The 15,087-nt window shown below is 59.4% G+C and carries 14 protein-coding genes; 8 read left to right on the forward strand and 6 right to left on the reverse strand.

The features are described 5' to 3' along the window. Positions 1-31: 31 nt before the first annotated feature. The 4 genes from NKJ40_RS22115 (at position 32) to thyX (ending at position 5,516) form a co-directional block, all read left to right on the forward strand. Positions 32-1,378 (forward strand): metallophosphoesterase family protein, encoded by a 1,347-nt coding sequence (locus NKJ40_RS22115; RefSeq protein WP_192250280.1) that lies wholly within the window; start codon positions 32-34, stop codon positions 1,376-1,378. Beyond that, positions 1,379-3,478: an ORC-CDC6 family AAA ATPase gene (locus NKJ40_RS22120; protein WP_352467879.1), complete on the forward strand. Its 2,100-nt coding sequence runs from the start codon at positions 1,379-1,381 to the stop codon at positions 3,476-3,478. Beyond that, positions 3,471-4,499 (forward strand): hypothetical protein, encoded by a 1,029-nt coding sequence (locus NKJ40_RS22125; protein ID WP_352467880.1) that lies wholly within the window; start codon positions 3,471-3,473, stop codon positions 4,497-4,499. The genes NKJ40_RS22120 and NKJ40_RS22125 overlap by 8 nt, the downstream gene beginning before the upstream one ends. Before the next feature lie 78 nt (positions 4,500-4,577). After that, positions 4,578-5,516: an FAD-dependent thymidylate synthase gene (thyX, locus tag NKJ40_RS22130; protein ID WP_192250270.1), complete on the forward strand. Its 939-nt coding sequence runs from the start codon at positions 4,578-4,580 to the stop codon at positions 5,514-5,516. 724 nt (positions 5,517-6,240) lie between these two features. Here thyX and NKJ40_RS22135 read toward each other — a convergent pair. The 4 genes from NKJ40_RS22135 to NKJ40_RS22150 form a co-directional block, all read right to left on the reverse strand. Next, positions 6,241-6,594 (reverse strand): HigA family addiction module antitoxin, encoded by a 354-nt coding sequence (locus NKJ40_RS22135; protein WP_192250267.1) that lies wholly within the window; start codon positions 6,592-6,594, stop codon positions 6,241-6,243. Positions 6,595-6,613: 19 nt separating this feature from the next. Next, entirely contained in the window at positions 6,614-6,883 is a 270-nt protein-coding gene (locus tag NKJ40_RS22140) for a hypothetical protein (RefSeq protein ID WP_192250264.1), read from the reverse strand. A gap of 968 nt (positions 6,884-7,851) precedes the next feature. Further along, positions 7,852-9,642 (reverse strand): S8 family peptidase, encoded by a 1,791-nt coding sequence (locus tag NKJ40_RS22145; protein ID WP_352467881.1) that lies wholly within the window; start codon positions 9,640-9,642, stop codon positions 7,852-7,854. A gap of 550 nt (positions 9,643-10,192) precedes the next feature. Then, on the reverse strand, positions 10,193-11,275 hold the full coding sequence (locus NKJ40_RS22150; RefSeq protein WP_352467882.1) for an AAA family ATPase: 1,083 nt from the start codon (positions 11,273-11,275) through the stop codon (positions 10,193-10,195). A 90-nt stretch (positions 11,276-11,365) separates the two neighbouring features. Between NKJ40_RS22150 and NKJ40_RS31955 the strand changes: the two genes are divergently transcribed. Beyond that, complete coding sequence (locus NKJ40_RS31955; protein ID WP_502903739.1) at positions 11,366-11,839, forward strand: hypothetical protein; 474 nt, start codon at positions 11,366-11,368, stop codon at positions 11,837-11,839. Between the two features lie 202 nt (positions 11,840-12,041). Here NKJ40_RS31955 and scpB read toward each other — a convergent pair whose 3' ends face one another. Further along, complete coding sequence (gene scpB / locus NKJ40_RS22160) at positions 12,042-12,740, reverse strand: SMC-Scp complex subunit ScpB (RefSeq protein WP_352467884.1); 699 nt, start codon at positions 12,738-12,740, stop codon at positions 12,042-12,044. A gap of 2 nt (positions 12,741-12,742) precedes the next feature. Then, the gene (locus NKJ40_RS22165) at positions 12,743-13,699 is read right to left on the reverse strand and encodes a DUF1403 family protein (protein ID WP_352467885.1); all 957 of its coding nucleotides are present in this window, start codon (positions 13,697-13,699) and stop codon (positions 12,743-12,745) included. Between the two features lie 161 nt (positions 13,700-13,860). Between NKJ40_RS22165 and NKJ40_RS22170 the strand changes: the two genes are divergently transcribed. The 3 genes from NKJ40_RS22170 to NKJ40_RS22180 all read left to right on the forward strand — a co-directional run. Next, positions 13,861-14,118: a type II toxin-antitoxin system VapB family antitoxin gene (locus NKJ40_RS22170; RefSeq protein WP_031195575.1), complete on the forward strand. Its 258-nt coding sequence runs from the start codon at positions 13,861-13,863 to the stop codon at positions 14,116-14,118. Continuing rightward, positions 14,118-14,504, forward strand: coding sequence for a type II toxin-antitoxin system VapC family toxin (locus NKJ40_RS22175; RefSeq protein ID WP_352467886.1), 387 nt, complete (start codon positions 14,118-14,120; stop codon positions 14,502-14,504). The genes NKJ40_RS22170 and NKJ40_RS22175 overlap by 1 nt, the downstream gene beginning before the upstream one ends. Then, positions 14,501-15,087: site-specific integrase (locus NKJ40_RS22180; protein WP_502903740.1), on the forward strand; the 587-nt coding region annotated here is incomplete at its 3' end. The genes NKJ40_RS22175 and NKJ40_RS22180, both read left to right, overlap by 4 nt.

Genomic DNA, 15,087 nt, shown 5'->3' on the forward strand with positions numbered 1-15,087 from the left:
GTGACAGGCTGCAAGTTTCCATGAGTTCTCGTTGATCCGTTCACAGAGTTCCGCCTTGCGGTTGCAACGCACCGACAAGAACGATACTGCAGTCTTCGGGGGACATGCAGTGCTACCAAAAATTAGGCTTCTGCAGATCGGCGACATCCACCTAGTTTCCAACGCTGGCAATAAGGCCTTCGTGGACGACAAGGACACAACGTTTCCGCTGAACCTGAAGAACATCATATCGCGCAGCCCGATAAAGACCGTGTTCCGGCGCATTTTTGAGATCATCAAGGAACAAGGTATCGATGCCGTCCTTTTCATGGGCGACCTGACCGACTATGGCAAGCTTGACGGCTACGCGGCCTGCGCAAACTACATCGCCAGTGCGCTGCAGATCGGGTCAAAGGGCCTTTTTCGCGATATCCCGGTCGGGATTGTTCCCGGAAACCACGACATCAACCGCACTCTTGCCCTTAAACCAGGCATTAGCACCAAATTCACTCCACTGGTGGAGGCCCTAATCGCGGCGGGGCTGCCCGCCTTGCCGATCAACAAGGCTATGCATCGATCGCTCGAAAAAGAGAATGCTCGCATAGAGCTTTTTCTTCTCAACAGTTGCTGGGGCTGCGGCGAAGAAAGCTACATTCCGCCCGAGTTTCGCTTCCAGATTGCCGAGGCAATCAAAACAGCCATGAGCGGGCCGGATTCGGACGCCGCCATGCGGGCTTACTACGATCGCCAGTTGGACACTCCTGCGATCTCCGAGGAAACGATCGAGAGTGTTGTAACGAAAATGGAAGCCCTATCCGGGGGCGCGATTCCGGTGCTCGTCGCACACCACAATTTGCTTCCGCAAAGGCGGCCGCGTCTTGCGCCCTATACCGAACTCGTCAACGGCGGGGCGCTGCGTGGCGCTCTCGGAGAACTCGGGCGGCCGGCGATATATTTGCACGGCCATATCCATGAGGACCCTGTCGAGGTTTTGCAACTTCCCGGCGGCTTCCCCGTTGTCTCGATCAGTGCCCCTGACATTCCGAAGGGCTTTAATTTGGTCGATATTCTTTTCGGCGAGAACACGGCTCCGCTTGCCTGTCACATCACTCCCTACAGGGTCGACAAATCAGGGATCTTGAAACGGGAAACCGCCATATCGATCGCCCTTGGGCGTAGACGCAGCTCCGATCGCAACACCGGTATTATCTATGGAAAGGTGCTGGAAGTGGGGCAGATATATTGGCCAGAGCTGACAAAACACTTTCTGAACGAGGCGAACGGATTGGATGAACGCCGACTGACGATCATTGTCGAGGAGTTGCAGGCTGAAAGTAGTATTACGATCGACAACTACGATCTTTCGCCGACGCATTGGATTTTAAGAGCGGAGAAGTAGGTGGCAGCCGTCGTGAACCCTTTCCGACCGACGCGGTGGGAGCACGAGAGCTCCGGCTCTCCACTAATATGGTTTACGCCGACCGCGGCACATTTGGCTGCCGACAAATCGGTGTTCGTTTATGGAAGCCGGGGAAGCGGCAAGACTACGCTTCTTCGGAGCATTTGCTGGGAGGATCTGTTCTCCAATCCTTCACTGCGAATCCAGAAGACCATTTCGGACTTCAACCACATTGGCGTCTACATACGCCTGCCGGATCATGTTTCGGGCTCGATGGGCTATATGCGCTGGTCCGAGATCTTTCCGGACTCGCCGCGTCCTGATTACGAGTTCTTCCGCTTCTATTCCCTCGCACTCGAATTAATTGCCGTCGAGAAGGCACTTTGTGCAGCCCATACCTTACGCGTCGAGGACGTCTTGACGCTGTCGGCTGGCAGCGAGCTTTCAATTGTCGCAGACACGACGGCGGAGTTTCCAGAAATCTCGTCCTTCACAGAACAGCCCCCAAAGACGTTTGTCGATCTTTCGCGAGCGCTTCGCAGTATGGTCAGGCGAATGAACGAAGCCTGTGGCCGCGGTTATGTAAAGAGTTTGGTCGACAAGCTTCCGGCCTGTGAGCCGAATGAATTCCTTTCCTTCGTGATCGAGCGTCTCTCGCAATCAATGGCCCACAGCAAGCTTGCAAGCGGCCAGAGGCTTGGCTTCAAGTTTTGTCTGGACGATTGCGAGGTGATGAGCCCGCTCCAGAGAAAATCGGTCAATACGCTTGTGCGCAAAAGCAGGTTTCCGATCTCTTGGGTCATTTGCTCTGTCGGCGAGGCCGTCGAGGCAGGCGAGACCTTCATCGATGAACAGCCTTTGACCGACGCCGATCGCCGTGTCGTATCGCTCGACGACAGAGACCGGCCAGAATTCCAGGCACTCTGCGAGGCAGTCGCCAGCCTGCGGGTATATTTCTCTCTGGAGCAAGATCGACGTCCAGAGGTGACCGGCCCTGAGGTCGAGCGCTATTTCTCGCTCAAAGGCCGGCTCGGGACGGTTGTGGTGAACGACATCATCGACACGATGATATCGCGCTCGACTAGCCCGCTTGCTCGGCAGCTTCGCGAAGCTGCCGAGTTCCTTCATGGCCTGGATCTCGGTCAATATGGGCTTGATCGTACTCCAGCCGGAGCTCTCCCCTACTATCAGACCTATGTGCTTTTGCACTGGACTGGTCAAAAGGAGAATTTCTCGCCGATCTCGCGTCCTGAGGATTTCAGTAGGATCGCAAAGAACGCAACGGCGATGAAAGCCAAAAGCCAGCAGGCCTGGATGCGGCGTAAGAGCGTCGGTGCAATGCTCCATATTGCAAACCGGCTCGGCTTCCGCAGATTGCCGATGTCTGGGGTGAGTGTGGTCACGTCGCTGGCCGACGGCTCGATCCGCGACTTCTTGGAAATCATGGCCGAGATTTTCGACCGCTTTTCGAAGGACCGGGGCTCGCTTTCGGCCGAAGAAGTCCTGGAGAAGTTTGCTCGCTCGAGGACGAAGATTGCAGCCAAGACTCAGACCGATGGCATTTACGCCTCTAGCGAGGCCTTCTATGACGGCATCGGAATTCTTACCGACTCCAATGCCGAAGCAGTGATGCGATTCATCACGGTTCTCGGGCGCCTAACGCACCATCTCCAAGCGAATTTCGAAGATCCTTCGTCGCTGGCAACGACCGAGCGCGGCCTTTTCTTCATTGGCCCAGCTCGTAGCTACCCGGCAAACGCCACCCAGATTGAGCTTATTAACCAGATCATCCATCGCGCCGAATTGTCAGGGTATTTACGCGCTACGACATCAAAGCGGGGGGCGAAGTCGGGAGAGGACGATGAGGCTCCGAAGATCTCTGGTTTCCGGCTGCATCGACGCTTCGCGCCTCGCTTTATGTTCTCATACCGGGGTGCCTACGAACCTGTGAAACTGACCGAGGACATCCTCTACCAGATCTGCATCGGCTCACCTGAGGTCGACGCGGATGATTGGGCAAAGCAGTTCGCGAGGCGACCGAATTCGAGCTCACAGCTGACGCTCCCCCTGGCTCACGAGGTTCCGAGTTTCGATGATTGACGAGATAGCGATCGGGACGCTCAGCATATCGCAGACGATCCTCCAAGATCACAGCATCCTTCGCGAGCAATACGATCTCGTTATCGCGGCTGTCAGCTGGGAGAGCCGCTGCCACGCCTGTAGCCCGCTTCTCTCGGGGCGCAGCGACGAGAGTTTAATTATCCATTTCGCTTCGTCTGATACCGAAATGGAGAGCCGCAAGAGCGGCAATCGCGCGGCGATTGAGGGCGCGATTGCCGACTGCCGGATTCTAGATCTGGAACGGTCTGCGCAATTTACAGATAACGCTGAGAAGCTAGAGCAGGAGATTTTCGGGGTCGCGCGCAAGAAGGGCCACGCTCTCCGGGTGTTGATGGACATGACGTGCATTCCAAAACGCTATTTGCTTTTTTTGCTCGGATTGGGGTTCCGTCGCGAACTGTTCACCTCTATCGACCTTGTCTATGCGGAGGCTGAGAAGTACGAAATGCGGGCCGCACAGATCGATGTCGCTGGCAAACCGCTGGGGCTGATATCAGAAGGCGAATGGACGACGTCGCAAATTCCCTATCTGGAGTCAGAAGACTACGTACCGGATCGGAGAAATCTCTATATTTCCGTTGGTGCCGAGCTCACGCAGGCGAGTCCCATCGTCGACCGTTTTGAGCCCAACGGCTTGGTCCTTTATCACATTACCGAAGGGCATCGCAGATTGCCTTCGTCGGTGATCGACCGGGAGCGGCCGGCGCTTCAGCAACTGGCGGCTTTTCCTGGCGTCAGGCAGGAGCAATTTGAGCTCCACGAAATTGCCGCTGTCGCCCTCAGCGTCCTTCAAAACCGTTCAGCCAGCACCACTTGTTTTGCGATCGGTCCCAAGACCCATGCTGTCGCATTCGCGATTGCGGCGCTCGCCGATGACCAGATTCAGGTCGTCTGCCGGACTCCAACCACTTATGTCGTGAATGAGGTGAAGGCTTCTGGGAAAATCTATTTCTATCGCATCAACGACCGCTTCGATCCCGCCTCGTTCTGGAGCCAATGAAAGCGGCGAGCGTCTCGATTTTTCTTATGACCCGAAGTGTAAGACTCGAGCGCAGACTAGCCCAAACTTGGAGACACGATGACCAATTTGACGGAAGAACAGTCCCTCGAGATTAAGGAGGCGCGCGCTGCCTCGAGGGTGACACGCCGCGTTGTATCCGAGGGGCTTGAGGAAGTTCTCTATCAAGCCGTTCCGGTTCTCGACCACGGGTTTGTACGTGTCATCGACTATATGGGCGACGACGGTGCCGTCGTGCAAGCAGCCCGTGTATCCTATGGCCGGGGCACAAAAAAAATCTCTGAAGATCGGGGTTTAATCCACTATCTGCTCCGCCACTGGCACACCACGCCGTTCGAAATGGCGGAAATCAAGTTCCACGTAAAGTTGCCGATCTTCGTCGCACGCCAGTGGATCCGGCATCGGATGGCGAACGTTAACGAATATTCGGCCCGCTATTCAACTCTCGATCGCGAATTCTACATTCCCGCCGCGGAACATCTGTCAGCACAATCGGTGCAAAATCGCCAAGGTCGCGGAGAGGTCGTGGGAGCTGCTGAGGCGGAGCGAGTACTGCGAATTCTCACAGACGATGCGCAACGCAACTACGATCACTATCTCGATCTGCTAAACCATGACGAAGGCGGCCAGCAGCTTCGCGATGACCAACGAGGGCTAGCACGAGAGCTTGCTCGCATGAACCTGTCGCTCAACTTCTATACCCAGTGGTACTGGAAGACAGACCTGCATAACCTCATGAATTTTCTTCGGCTTCGCGCCGATCCCCACGCACAGTATGAGATCAGGGTGTATGCGGAGGTAATTTTGGACATCCTGAAAAAATGGGTCCCATTGACCTACGAAGCGTTTCGCGAGCATCGACTGGAAGCGGCGACATTTTCTGGGGAGGCCCTTAAGGCACTGCGCCGTATGCTTGCGGGCGAACACGTCGAGCAACTTGACACCTCAATGTCTAAGCGTGAGTGGGACGAATTCTTAGCGAAGCTGGAACTAAGTTGATACGCATCTCCACGGTAGAATTTTCATCATGCTGGCGAACGCCGGCATTCAGCTGACTACGCTGCGGCGTTCGATGGGCGGCGGCGGCACAACGTTCATCGTCATCGGCGACAATTAACTCTCCTATTCTAGTAAAGTGTCACGACTGACCGTCGCCTGCCTCAAAGCGTCTTCCCGGCTAGCTTTGGTCGACGTGCTCCTCTTCATCGCCGTGATGACGAAGCATGTGTTGAGCAGTGAGAGGCTTGGTCGCAGATCGACTTCATGAGGGGCGTCAAAACTGGACGTCTATCCTCCCATCTAGGGGTCACAAATTGCACGCCGATTCACGGCTGGGCGCAGTCAGGGGGATCGGGCCTATCAAACCCGAAGGTCTTTGTGACGTCGTCATGTTGGTCTGTTGCATAACGCTATCCTCGATCCCGTCGAAATCTGGAAAACGCCCGCAAACATGCTGGTGCGCGAGGCCCTAGCAGACCGGGCCAACCCGGGAATGAACCCACTTATCGGTATGGAGGCCATCTATGCCCTGGCCAAGGCAACGCTACCGGAGTTTCGGCGGCGAGTTGCATCAAGCGCGCCGGAACCACTGTAGCCGCTCTTCTTCCGACAGCACGCCGGGCCAGCGGTCACAGAAGATTCCCGCGCCCGGTCACCTCTCATAGTCAAGACACCGAAACGGCCTGTACAAATCAGATCCGCAGGCGGATCCCCCGAGGGGTGGCTACTCGCCTTGAAAGTCGACAATGAGTTCACTTTCGGACTGCGGTTTGCGCAAAACATTCAGGGTCGGAAGCACCTTTCGGAGCTTCGAATGCGCTTGATAGACATCCACATCACGTTGCAGATTCAGCCAGAACTGCGCGGTGGTGCTGGTTACCTGGGCCAGACGCAACGCCATCTCAGCCGTTATCGCCCTGCGTCCGTTGATGATCTGGTTCACTGAAAACCGCGAGACCTGGAGTGCCGACGCCAGTTTGTCTTGGGTAATGCCAAGCGGACCAAGAAGTTGGTCACGAAGAACCTCGCCCGGTGCTACCGGAGGCGCTGGCACGTAGCGACTCTGTTGGATCGTCATGCACCGACCCTCCATTCGGTCAGTGCCTCTCGAATTTGATTTCGAATGGCCCCTCCCCCTCGACCCAAACAAAAGTAAGATGCCATTTGCCTTCGACCTCGACACCCAGCCGCCCGGGCGCATTCTTGAAGCGCAGGATAGGTCCGAAGATTCCAACGTCCTGCAAGCCGCGTGCGGCCACGAGCGGCCGCAGAATCTTGTGCGCCTTCACTGAAAGATGCTGATCGAGATGCGGTGCGAACCGCGTCCAGTAGATTTCTTCCGTAACTTCGTCTGCGAAGCGTTCCATGTTCCAACCTCCGGGGGGCCGTGACAAAAGCCGCGGGCACCCGATCGGCGCCCGGGCGTCGATCGATGGAGGCTGGAGGAGGTGTGCCGGTACGCAGCTGAAAGGTCAGCACCCATTCGCGAGTTTGAGGCGATGCCAAGAGGAGCACACCGGCCGGTCTGTACTTCCATTTGATCCGGATCCGGCTCGCAATTTCCTGTGTCAGGGAACAGCGTATGTCGGTGAGCAGGGAAGTGCTCGGATACTCAGGGAACTCATCGATTCTCGTGAGCAGCGTTTGAAAGATCTCGCGAATGGCACGTTGGGAAAGCGCTTCTTCCACCAGCCCGATGGATGTGCGCGACTGGTGTTGTCCATCGATTACAAACAGCCTGTCGATGTCGATCGCAGCGATGCGTGTCAGGATTTCCGCGGCGCTCGGGAACGAGTCCTCGGGCTTGGCGCTATCGATGGACGACTGGACGAATTGTGTGAAACAGAACGACGGTCCGGCCGACCTGAGGTCGTCCGTTTGTCGAATGATGTCGAAGAGCTTCCAGAACTGTCGCTGCGACGGTGCTGGGGCGTCCCGATCAAGCCAGGACGTTAGATTGCCCCGGAGTGACGAGACGATATCGGTGCCAATCCAGTCGATCTGGGCACGGCGAGCAGAAGCGTCCAGGATGAGCGCAGACGTGGCCGGCTCGTCCGGTTGGAGGCCTGAACGAACGCGATGCTCCACTGAAAGCGGTCCCGACTTCGGAAGGCCGGGGTAGATGTGGGGGGCTAGCTGGTCGGCCCACTGTCTGATCGCTCTATCCATTGGCATGGTGTAATGCACCTCATTACACAATGCAAGCCACCCGTTTGCCAAAGCTCTGAGGGACGGTTGGCCATCACCGCGCTGGCGGCAATGGTGACAATCCGACGTCCGCGGGCAATCTTCACCTTTTGGAGACACCGGCGTCCATCGCGGAACAGGCGTCCGACTACACAGCGGCCTGGGCGACGTTGGAAGCTTCTATCGCAGCCTGTACCTCGGCATAAAGTTCGGCGTTGCTCTCGCTCGCATCGATTTCGACGATCAAAGCGAATCGAACCGACCTCTCATTGGGATCCGGGATAGCTCGCGTCTTCCACCATCCCGCCACTGGGTGAACGGCTAGCAAGTTGCGACGGGCGAGATCGGAAGCCGGACAGGTCAGCTCGTCGATCTGCAGGGAGCCGACGTCGCGGCGATTGCGACCGAACGTCCAGCCATCATTTTCGTCGATGGCCGGCCCCTCGGGTTCCTCTTCGACCTTGCTGATACGAGCAATGAACGCGGCCCTGTCCTCATTGGGCCGGTTCAGCTTGAAACGCAGATTGTGAGATGCGTAGCGAAACTTGGAGCCTCGGGCCGGCTCGGATGGGTTCGGCGCGATGAAGGTGCTGAGGGCGACTCTCAAGGTAACGGGATGAGCGATCAACGCGCGCAAGGCCTCGACCGGCCACGGCAGCTCGAACAACCGCATCTCGTTGTGCACGTGATCCGCGCCGCCTGAATCGCTCTCACGATAGGGCGTGATCCAGTCTTGGACGATCAACGTCAGGGCGTTGGAGGCGCTGCGCCGGGCGCGCTCCATGTCCGGCACGCCGTAGCCATAGCGTTTGAAGAGCGGACCGTAGTGGCCTTTCCCGGGATTTACAGGCAGATGCGACCGCATCTGGGCATTCCATCTTGCCGAGGAAACGAAGAGGGCACGGATCGCCTCCGGCCAGAGCTCTGGATAGTCCGACCACAATTCGGTAATTGCCCTGGCAGCAAGTGCAGTCGCGGCGCTCGTCTCGCCCACAGTCGTGAAGGCCCGCAGCGGGTATCGATGATCGGTTGTGAGCAATGAAAGAGCGGAATGCTTCATCGGGGGCGGCGGACCGTTGACGACCCAGTTGCCGCCTTCCATCACCACGTCCGGCTTTATCGGCCAGTGCGAGGACCAGCTTGCGGTTCTCGAAGATGGCGCAAGGTCACCCACCACCGCAAGGGGAGTACCGGGCTCACCACCCGGGAGGACGTCCTTTTCCGTGTAGGCGCCGATGCAGATCGGATTCCATGCCTGCGCCGGCGACTCGACCTCATTGTCGGGATGATCGGAGGCAGCGAGATAGTCGTTGTTACCAAATCTGTTCTGGTCGCTGTTTCCCGCCGACACGAGAAGCAGACGAGGCGTCGCGACGTTTCCCGACACGCCAGCCGTAAGCTGGTCCAGTTCGCTCGACCACGATGTCGGGGCACCGTCATGCGGGGAGTCGTCCTCGGTCGTGCTGGCAAGAGCAAATGTCCGGCGTCGAACGCCTGCCGTCTCAGCAGCGTTAACGCCGGCCCGCGTCATTGCCCCGAGAAGGTGATGAGGATTGTGACCTGCATCGGGGATGATCTTTGCCGATTCCAGGCGATGGCGAAGCTGGATTGGCAGCATGGACTGAAGCGCCGGCGTCAGATCGCCGAACAGGGATAGCCCGCCCAGCTGTGTGCCATGGCCGATTATATCCTCGATCCCCCAAGCGGGATTTGCGGCGTGCCTATCCGCTGCGGCAAGGGCTGGCTCGATCAGCGGATGTGAGCGGCTGACACCTCGATCGAGCAGGGTCACATAATTCGGGTCATCGATTGCCTCATAGGTCGTCCGGCCCAGCAGACTGTCGACCCACTCGGCCTGCTCGTCAGGGTCCATCGCATCAAAATAGTCGGCCGTGACGGTGGGCGCGGCCAGAGCGCGTACGCCGGCAAGACGCCGCACCGCCAACGCGAGCGCGTCACGTGTGGCTGTGGCTATGACCACCAGGTCTTCTGGAAATTCGAGCCGATCGCCGCCGATCGCAACACCGAGCTCCGGCGCGTCGGCGATGAACGATTCCGCCTGCGTCTTGTCGAGCCAGACCTCCCACGGCACAGCTCCATTCTGATCTGGAAATCGTTGAGGCGGACTGCGCCACAAGGCTCGCAAGCCGGCCTCGACGATGGCGCCGATGCTTTGAATCAGGTCGGCATTGTATGGCCGGCCGGATTTCCTGTCCTTCGCAGCGAAATCCTCGACCTTCCGCCGTAGTTTTGCGACGCCGTCTTCTGTTGCGAAGACGGTCGCGCGCCCGGGTTGATTTGCTGCGGGCCGCGGCGGCTCGCTGCGGAGAAGCGTCAGATCGCTGGCGTTGAGGCCTGTCGTGACCATCGGTTCGCCCGCCCTGCCCTCGACCTCCAGATAGACGCCTGGAAGCGAAGCGGCGCTCACGTCGGGCAGATGATCCAGAGCATTGAGAAGCGACTGGGCGTGCGCTGCCCTGTTGGCGACGTTACTTGGATGCTTTGCCGACCCGCCGCCCTTTGGCCTGAACGGGTTTGCGGCGGAGATTTCGTTGAGTATGAAGTGCCTTCGGTCCCTGGGCATGCGTTCCCGCCCCTATGCTGTGCAGCGACCGGCGGCGCTCTAGGGACGCGACGATGGCAGCCGTCCTGATCTCGTTCGAATTTCCCAGGACCGCCCGTCTTGCGGCATCCTCCCCTGCAGCCACCACATCGGCCGTCGACAGTCCGTCCGCATGTTGCACTACATCGTTCCAGTTTACAGCTTCGACGCCGAACCCGCGCAGCCGCCTGCGCATCGCCTTTCCGATCGCTTCGCCATCTGGCAATTGGTAAGGGAGCACCAGGTCGAAGCGGCGCAGGATCGCTCGGTCCAGGATTTCCGGCAGGTTTGTCGTTGCCACGACGATCGATGGCCCCGTGTTTTCGTCCAGGAATTGCAGGAACGAGTTCAGGATTCGCCGAGCTTCCCCAATGTCGTTGTCAGATCCGCGTGATGCGGCCAGTGCGTCGATTTCGTCGAACAGATAAACGCCACGATTGGTACGGATCGCGTCGAAAATCAACCGCAGCTTCTGAGCGGTCTCACCCATAAACTTCGTGATCAGGCCGTGAAGGAGGACCGTGAACAGCGGAAACTTCAGTTCCCCGGCGAGCGCCTCGGCAGTCAGGGTCTTTCCCGTTCCGGGTGGACCGGCGAGGAGCAGCCGACGGCGTGGTTGCAGGCCCTTTTCCTCAAGCCTCTCGGTCATGCGGGTTTCGGTAACGATGTGGGTCAGCTCATCGGCGATGTGGACCGGCAAAATCAGGTCGTTGAGCCGTGTCGTCGGATAGCTGGCGCTAAGAAATCCGGCCAGGTCGCCGCGCGGTGCAACGATCGGGGTGGGTACAACGCGCGTTGGCTTTTCCGGCTGCTGACCCGCCTCGGCCCATTGCCGCAATTGCTCAGCCAATCGCCCATGCCCTTTCTGTTCCTCGGCGACCGCTAGCTGCATCGCAAGGTCGAAGAAGCGCTTCTCGTCGCCCTCGGCGTGGCTCTTCACAAGCCCTATCAATTGTTGTGCCGATGCCATCGCAATTACCTTCCCGTACCCCCACCGACACGACCATGGCAAATCAGCGCCCGCGGCCAGTTTATAGGCAGATTTCCTTAACAGACCAGCATGCCGAGCCTCATCGACAAATGGTCCACTTATAATTTGCACATTATGCTGCCGGTTCCCGACAGTATCGCAATCGCGCTCTGGACAATCAATGCGCTGAGATTGAGTCCAATTATGCGATCCCTCAGCCCTTATATCGTCCCCTGCCCGTCATTTCGCGCAGCCCAAACGCGCCGATCAGGTCGAGCGCGCCCTGCCTACGGGGCGCGCCATTCGGTTCCGCTGCGGCCGCCAATTGCGGTGACACTGGTACAGTATGCTCATCATCTCGTCCCCTATCAGATCATATTCAACGTACCGAGGGCGCTTGTGCTGCTTGATCACATAGTCGATCGCCGAATTGACCGATGCCTCGTCGGCGACGCCCATTTCAAGGACCTGCAGCGCGTGCCCTTCAGCCTTCGCAGCTTCGATGAGCTCTCCTTTGACTCCGCTATTTCTGGGACGTCGCGCATGGTCGCAACCACCGAGTGATCCAGCCTTGCCAGCTTCCAATACCGTCAGTTTTCCAAAAACTGCAATCTTGCGTGACCTTCATCGACATGCGGACGCGTGCCGCCCCTCCTTTCCGTCTCGCGAAGGGCCCCAGGCGGCGAGACCGGACGCCGTGCGTGGCGCAATCTGTTATCCGACGAGCGGCGAGATCGCGTGGATTGTCCCGCCGTGATGGGATCATCTATTCGTCGAGCGCGGCGCTGGCGCCATCATCGTCGATATCTGCAAACCCTGGGATGATGTTACCGGCGAGCAGCTTCTCCTTCGACAGCAGCCCGGCGTCCTCGAGCGCCTCGAAATCCGGCAGCTGGCGCAGCGTGTCGAGCCCGAACTGCGACAGGAAGTTTTTTGTCGTGACATAGGTGTAGGGCGCCCCTGGCTGCGGGCTTCGCGGCCCCGAGGCGATCAGCTCCTGGCCCCGTAGCACGCCGATCAGGTCGCGCGACACCTCCTTGCCGAAGAAGCTGGAGAGCTCGCCACGGGTGATCGGCTGGAAGTAGGCAATGCACATCAAGACAAGCGCCTCCGCCTGCGACAGTTCTTTTGCCCCCTCGCCCGCTGCCGTGCCGAAGGCTGCATGAATGGCGTCGCCAAAAACCTTTCTGGTCCGGTGCTGCCAGCCGCCGGCGACCGAGACCAGCTCATAGGGGCGGCCGGCGAGCTCGGCGCGAATGTCGTCGATGATCAGCTCGATATTGCAGTTTCTTCCCACCATCCGCGCGAGGACACTACGTGTCACCGGTTCGCTGGCGGCAAAGATCACCGCTTCGACGCGGCCCATCCACTCGCGCCAGCGCAGTTCTGGCGGCAGGTGCTCGAGCTCGGTGTCGAGCAAGGCCGGCTGTTCGTTTCCCTTCCGGCGGGTAGACGCTTCGCTCATCCCTACAGCCCAAACAGACGAAAAGTGGTGCGGCCGGAAAGCTCGCGCACGGCCTCGAGCTGGTGCAGCCGGTCGAACAAACGGCGCGCCGCAAAGCGCGAGAGGTTTTTGGTCGTCAGCGATCCCGAGACGGCGTCATTGTCGAGCAGTCTTTGGACCACATCACCCGCCCCCTTTGCCCTGAGCTTGGGAGCGACGGCGATAAGCCGCTCCGCCCGCCGGGCAATATCTGTGGCGAGCCGGCATGCCTCGACGGCACCCTGAACCAGCGCCAGGCAAACCGCGCGTTCAAAGCCTTTCTCCCCGGGTCGGATGCGCTTGCCGCCACCGACTTTGGCGCGGAAGGCCGGACCAAAAATCTGCGCCATCAACAGCGGTAGCGGCCGCGGCCAGCGCAGGCTTTGCGCCAGCACCAGGTCGGCGAGCCACCAGGCCAAAAGCTCGCTGTCGGACCGCATGGCAACGACGTGAACCGCGATTGCCGCCGCAGCGAATGGCGCCGGCCGCGGCGACCCCGCCAGTTTTTCGATCTCCGTGCAGACGTCGGCGAGAGCCTCGCCGTCCCAATGGAGCCCCAACTGGTCGACGATCTTTTCGAGCCGATCGGCGCTGGCAGCGGGCGGCTGCAAGGCCAGCTGCCGCCAGGCGCCAAAGATGAAGCCAGCAGGGCCGGGATCGGTCCCGGCCGGGCAAAGCTGCCAGGCATCGCGCAAGGCGGCTTCGTCCTCGGCGCGGCCCGCGAGCCGCATGCTCCCCGAGGCACAGCGAAGCGCCAGCCGCTGGCGCCAGGCGCCAGCCCAGCTGGCTTGCGTGCGCGCGAGCGCGTCGAGCGAACCCAAGGCGGCGCCGGCACAAAAGGCGGCGTCGGCGTCGGTGACGACAGCGCCGTCGACCAGCGCCCAAGCCGGGACGGCCGGCGAGAGAACGGGAACGGCGGCGGCGAGGTCGAGGCGAATCATGGTTTCGAGGGTAAAGCGGCTGTGCGCTTTGCGCCATCAATTTCGCGTCAAAACGCACAGCCTGTCGGCGTTATAAAACGAATGATAATGTTGCCTCGTCCTTTACGAGGCTAGGGGTCCATGGTAGAATTGGCCAGAAAGGTAGAATTTTGGAGTCTTTCGTGTCCCTGAACATCAAAAATCCGGCCACCGTCGCTCTCGCCGACGAACTCGCGCGCCGCCAGGGTATCAGTAAGACAGCAGCCATTCATCAGGCCCTGAGCGAGCGCTTGCATCGCTTGGGCTTTGGAGAGACCGCTCAGGAGCGTCTGCTGGCAGAATTGCGCGCCATCCGAGAAAGAGTGGCACGATTGCCCGAACTGGATAGTCGCAGCGACGAGGAGATCATCGGGTATGACGAGCATGGAATCCCTAACTGATGGTGATCGACACCTCAGCTGTTGTAGCGATCCTTCGGAGCGAGCCTGAGGCAGCAAGGCTGGAACGAGCGCTGGTCTTGGACCCAATCCGTCTGGTCCCGGCAACCTGCGTGCTCGAGGCACGCATGGTGCTGGTCAGCAGGCGCGGCGAACACGCATTGGCCGAGATCGATCTTTGGCTGCGCAAAATCGAGGCCGACATCATTCCTGTCGACTCCGAATTGGTTGATCTGGCGACCCAAGGTTGGCTGACCTACGGCAAGGGCCACCACCCGGCGGCGCTGAATTTTGCCGATTGCCTGTCCTATGCTTTGGCAAAGCGTGCGGATGAACCGCTGCTTTTCGTCGGCAAAGACTTCTCCCAAACGGATATCGAAGCGGCATGAGCATGGCTGGCGACGCGCAACGATCATCCGCTGCTTCCGGCGAGGACGACATGCCCGACATCATCGATATCATGCAGATGGGCGATGCCGACCTAGCCTCGTCCCCTCCCCTTCCAGCCATTGCCAATCCCAGCCTGCCTGCGCATCTTGAGGCGCTCGCCGGCCGCGCGCGCGATTATATCGAGGCGGCGAGTTCAGCCAACACGCGCCGCGCCTACGCCGCCGACTGGAAGCATTTTTCGAGCTGGTGCCGGCGCCAAGGCATCGAGATGTTCCCGCCCGATCCTCAGGTCGTCGGGCTCTATATCGCCGCCTGCGCGTCAGGTACGGCCACTGGCGACAAAAAGCCCAACACCGTTTCAACCATCGAGCGCCGGCTTTCGTCGCTCTCCTGGAATTGTGCCCAGCGCGGCCAGCCGCTCGACCGCAAGGACCGGCATATCGCCACGGTGATGGCTGGCGTTCGCAACACCCACGCCTCCCCTCCGCGGCAGAAGGAAGCGATCCTGCCCGAGGATCTGATCGCCATGCTCGAGACCCTCGACCGCGGCACGCTGCGTGGTCTGCGCGACCGCGCCATGCT

The organism is Mesorhizobium sp. M0119 (genome assembly GCF_040322615.1).
Taxonomy (GTDB): Bacteria; Pseudomonadota; Alphaproteobacteria; order Rhizobiales; family Rhizobiaceae; genus Mesorhizobium.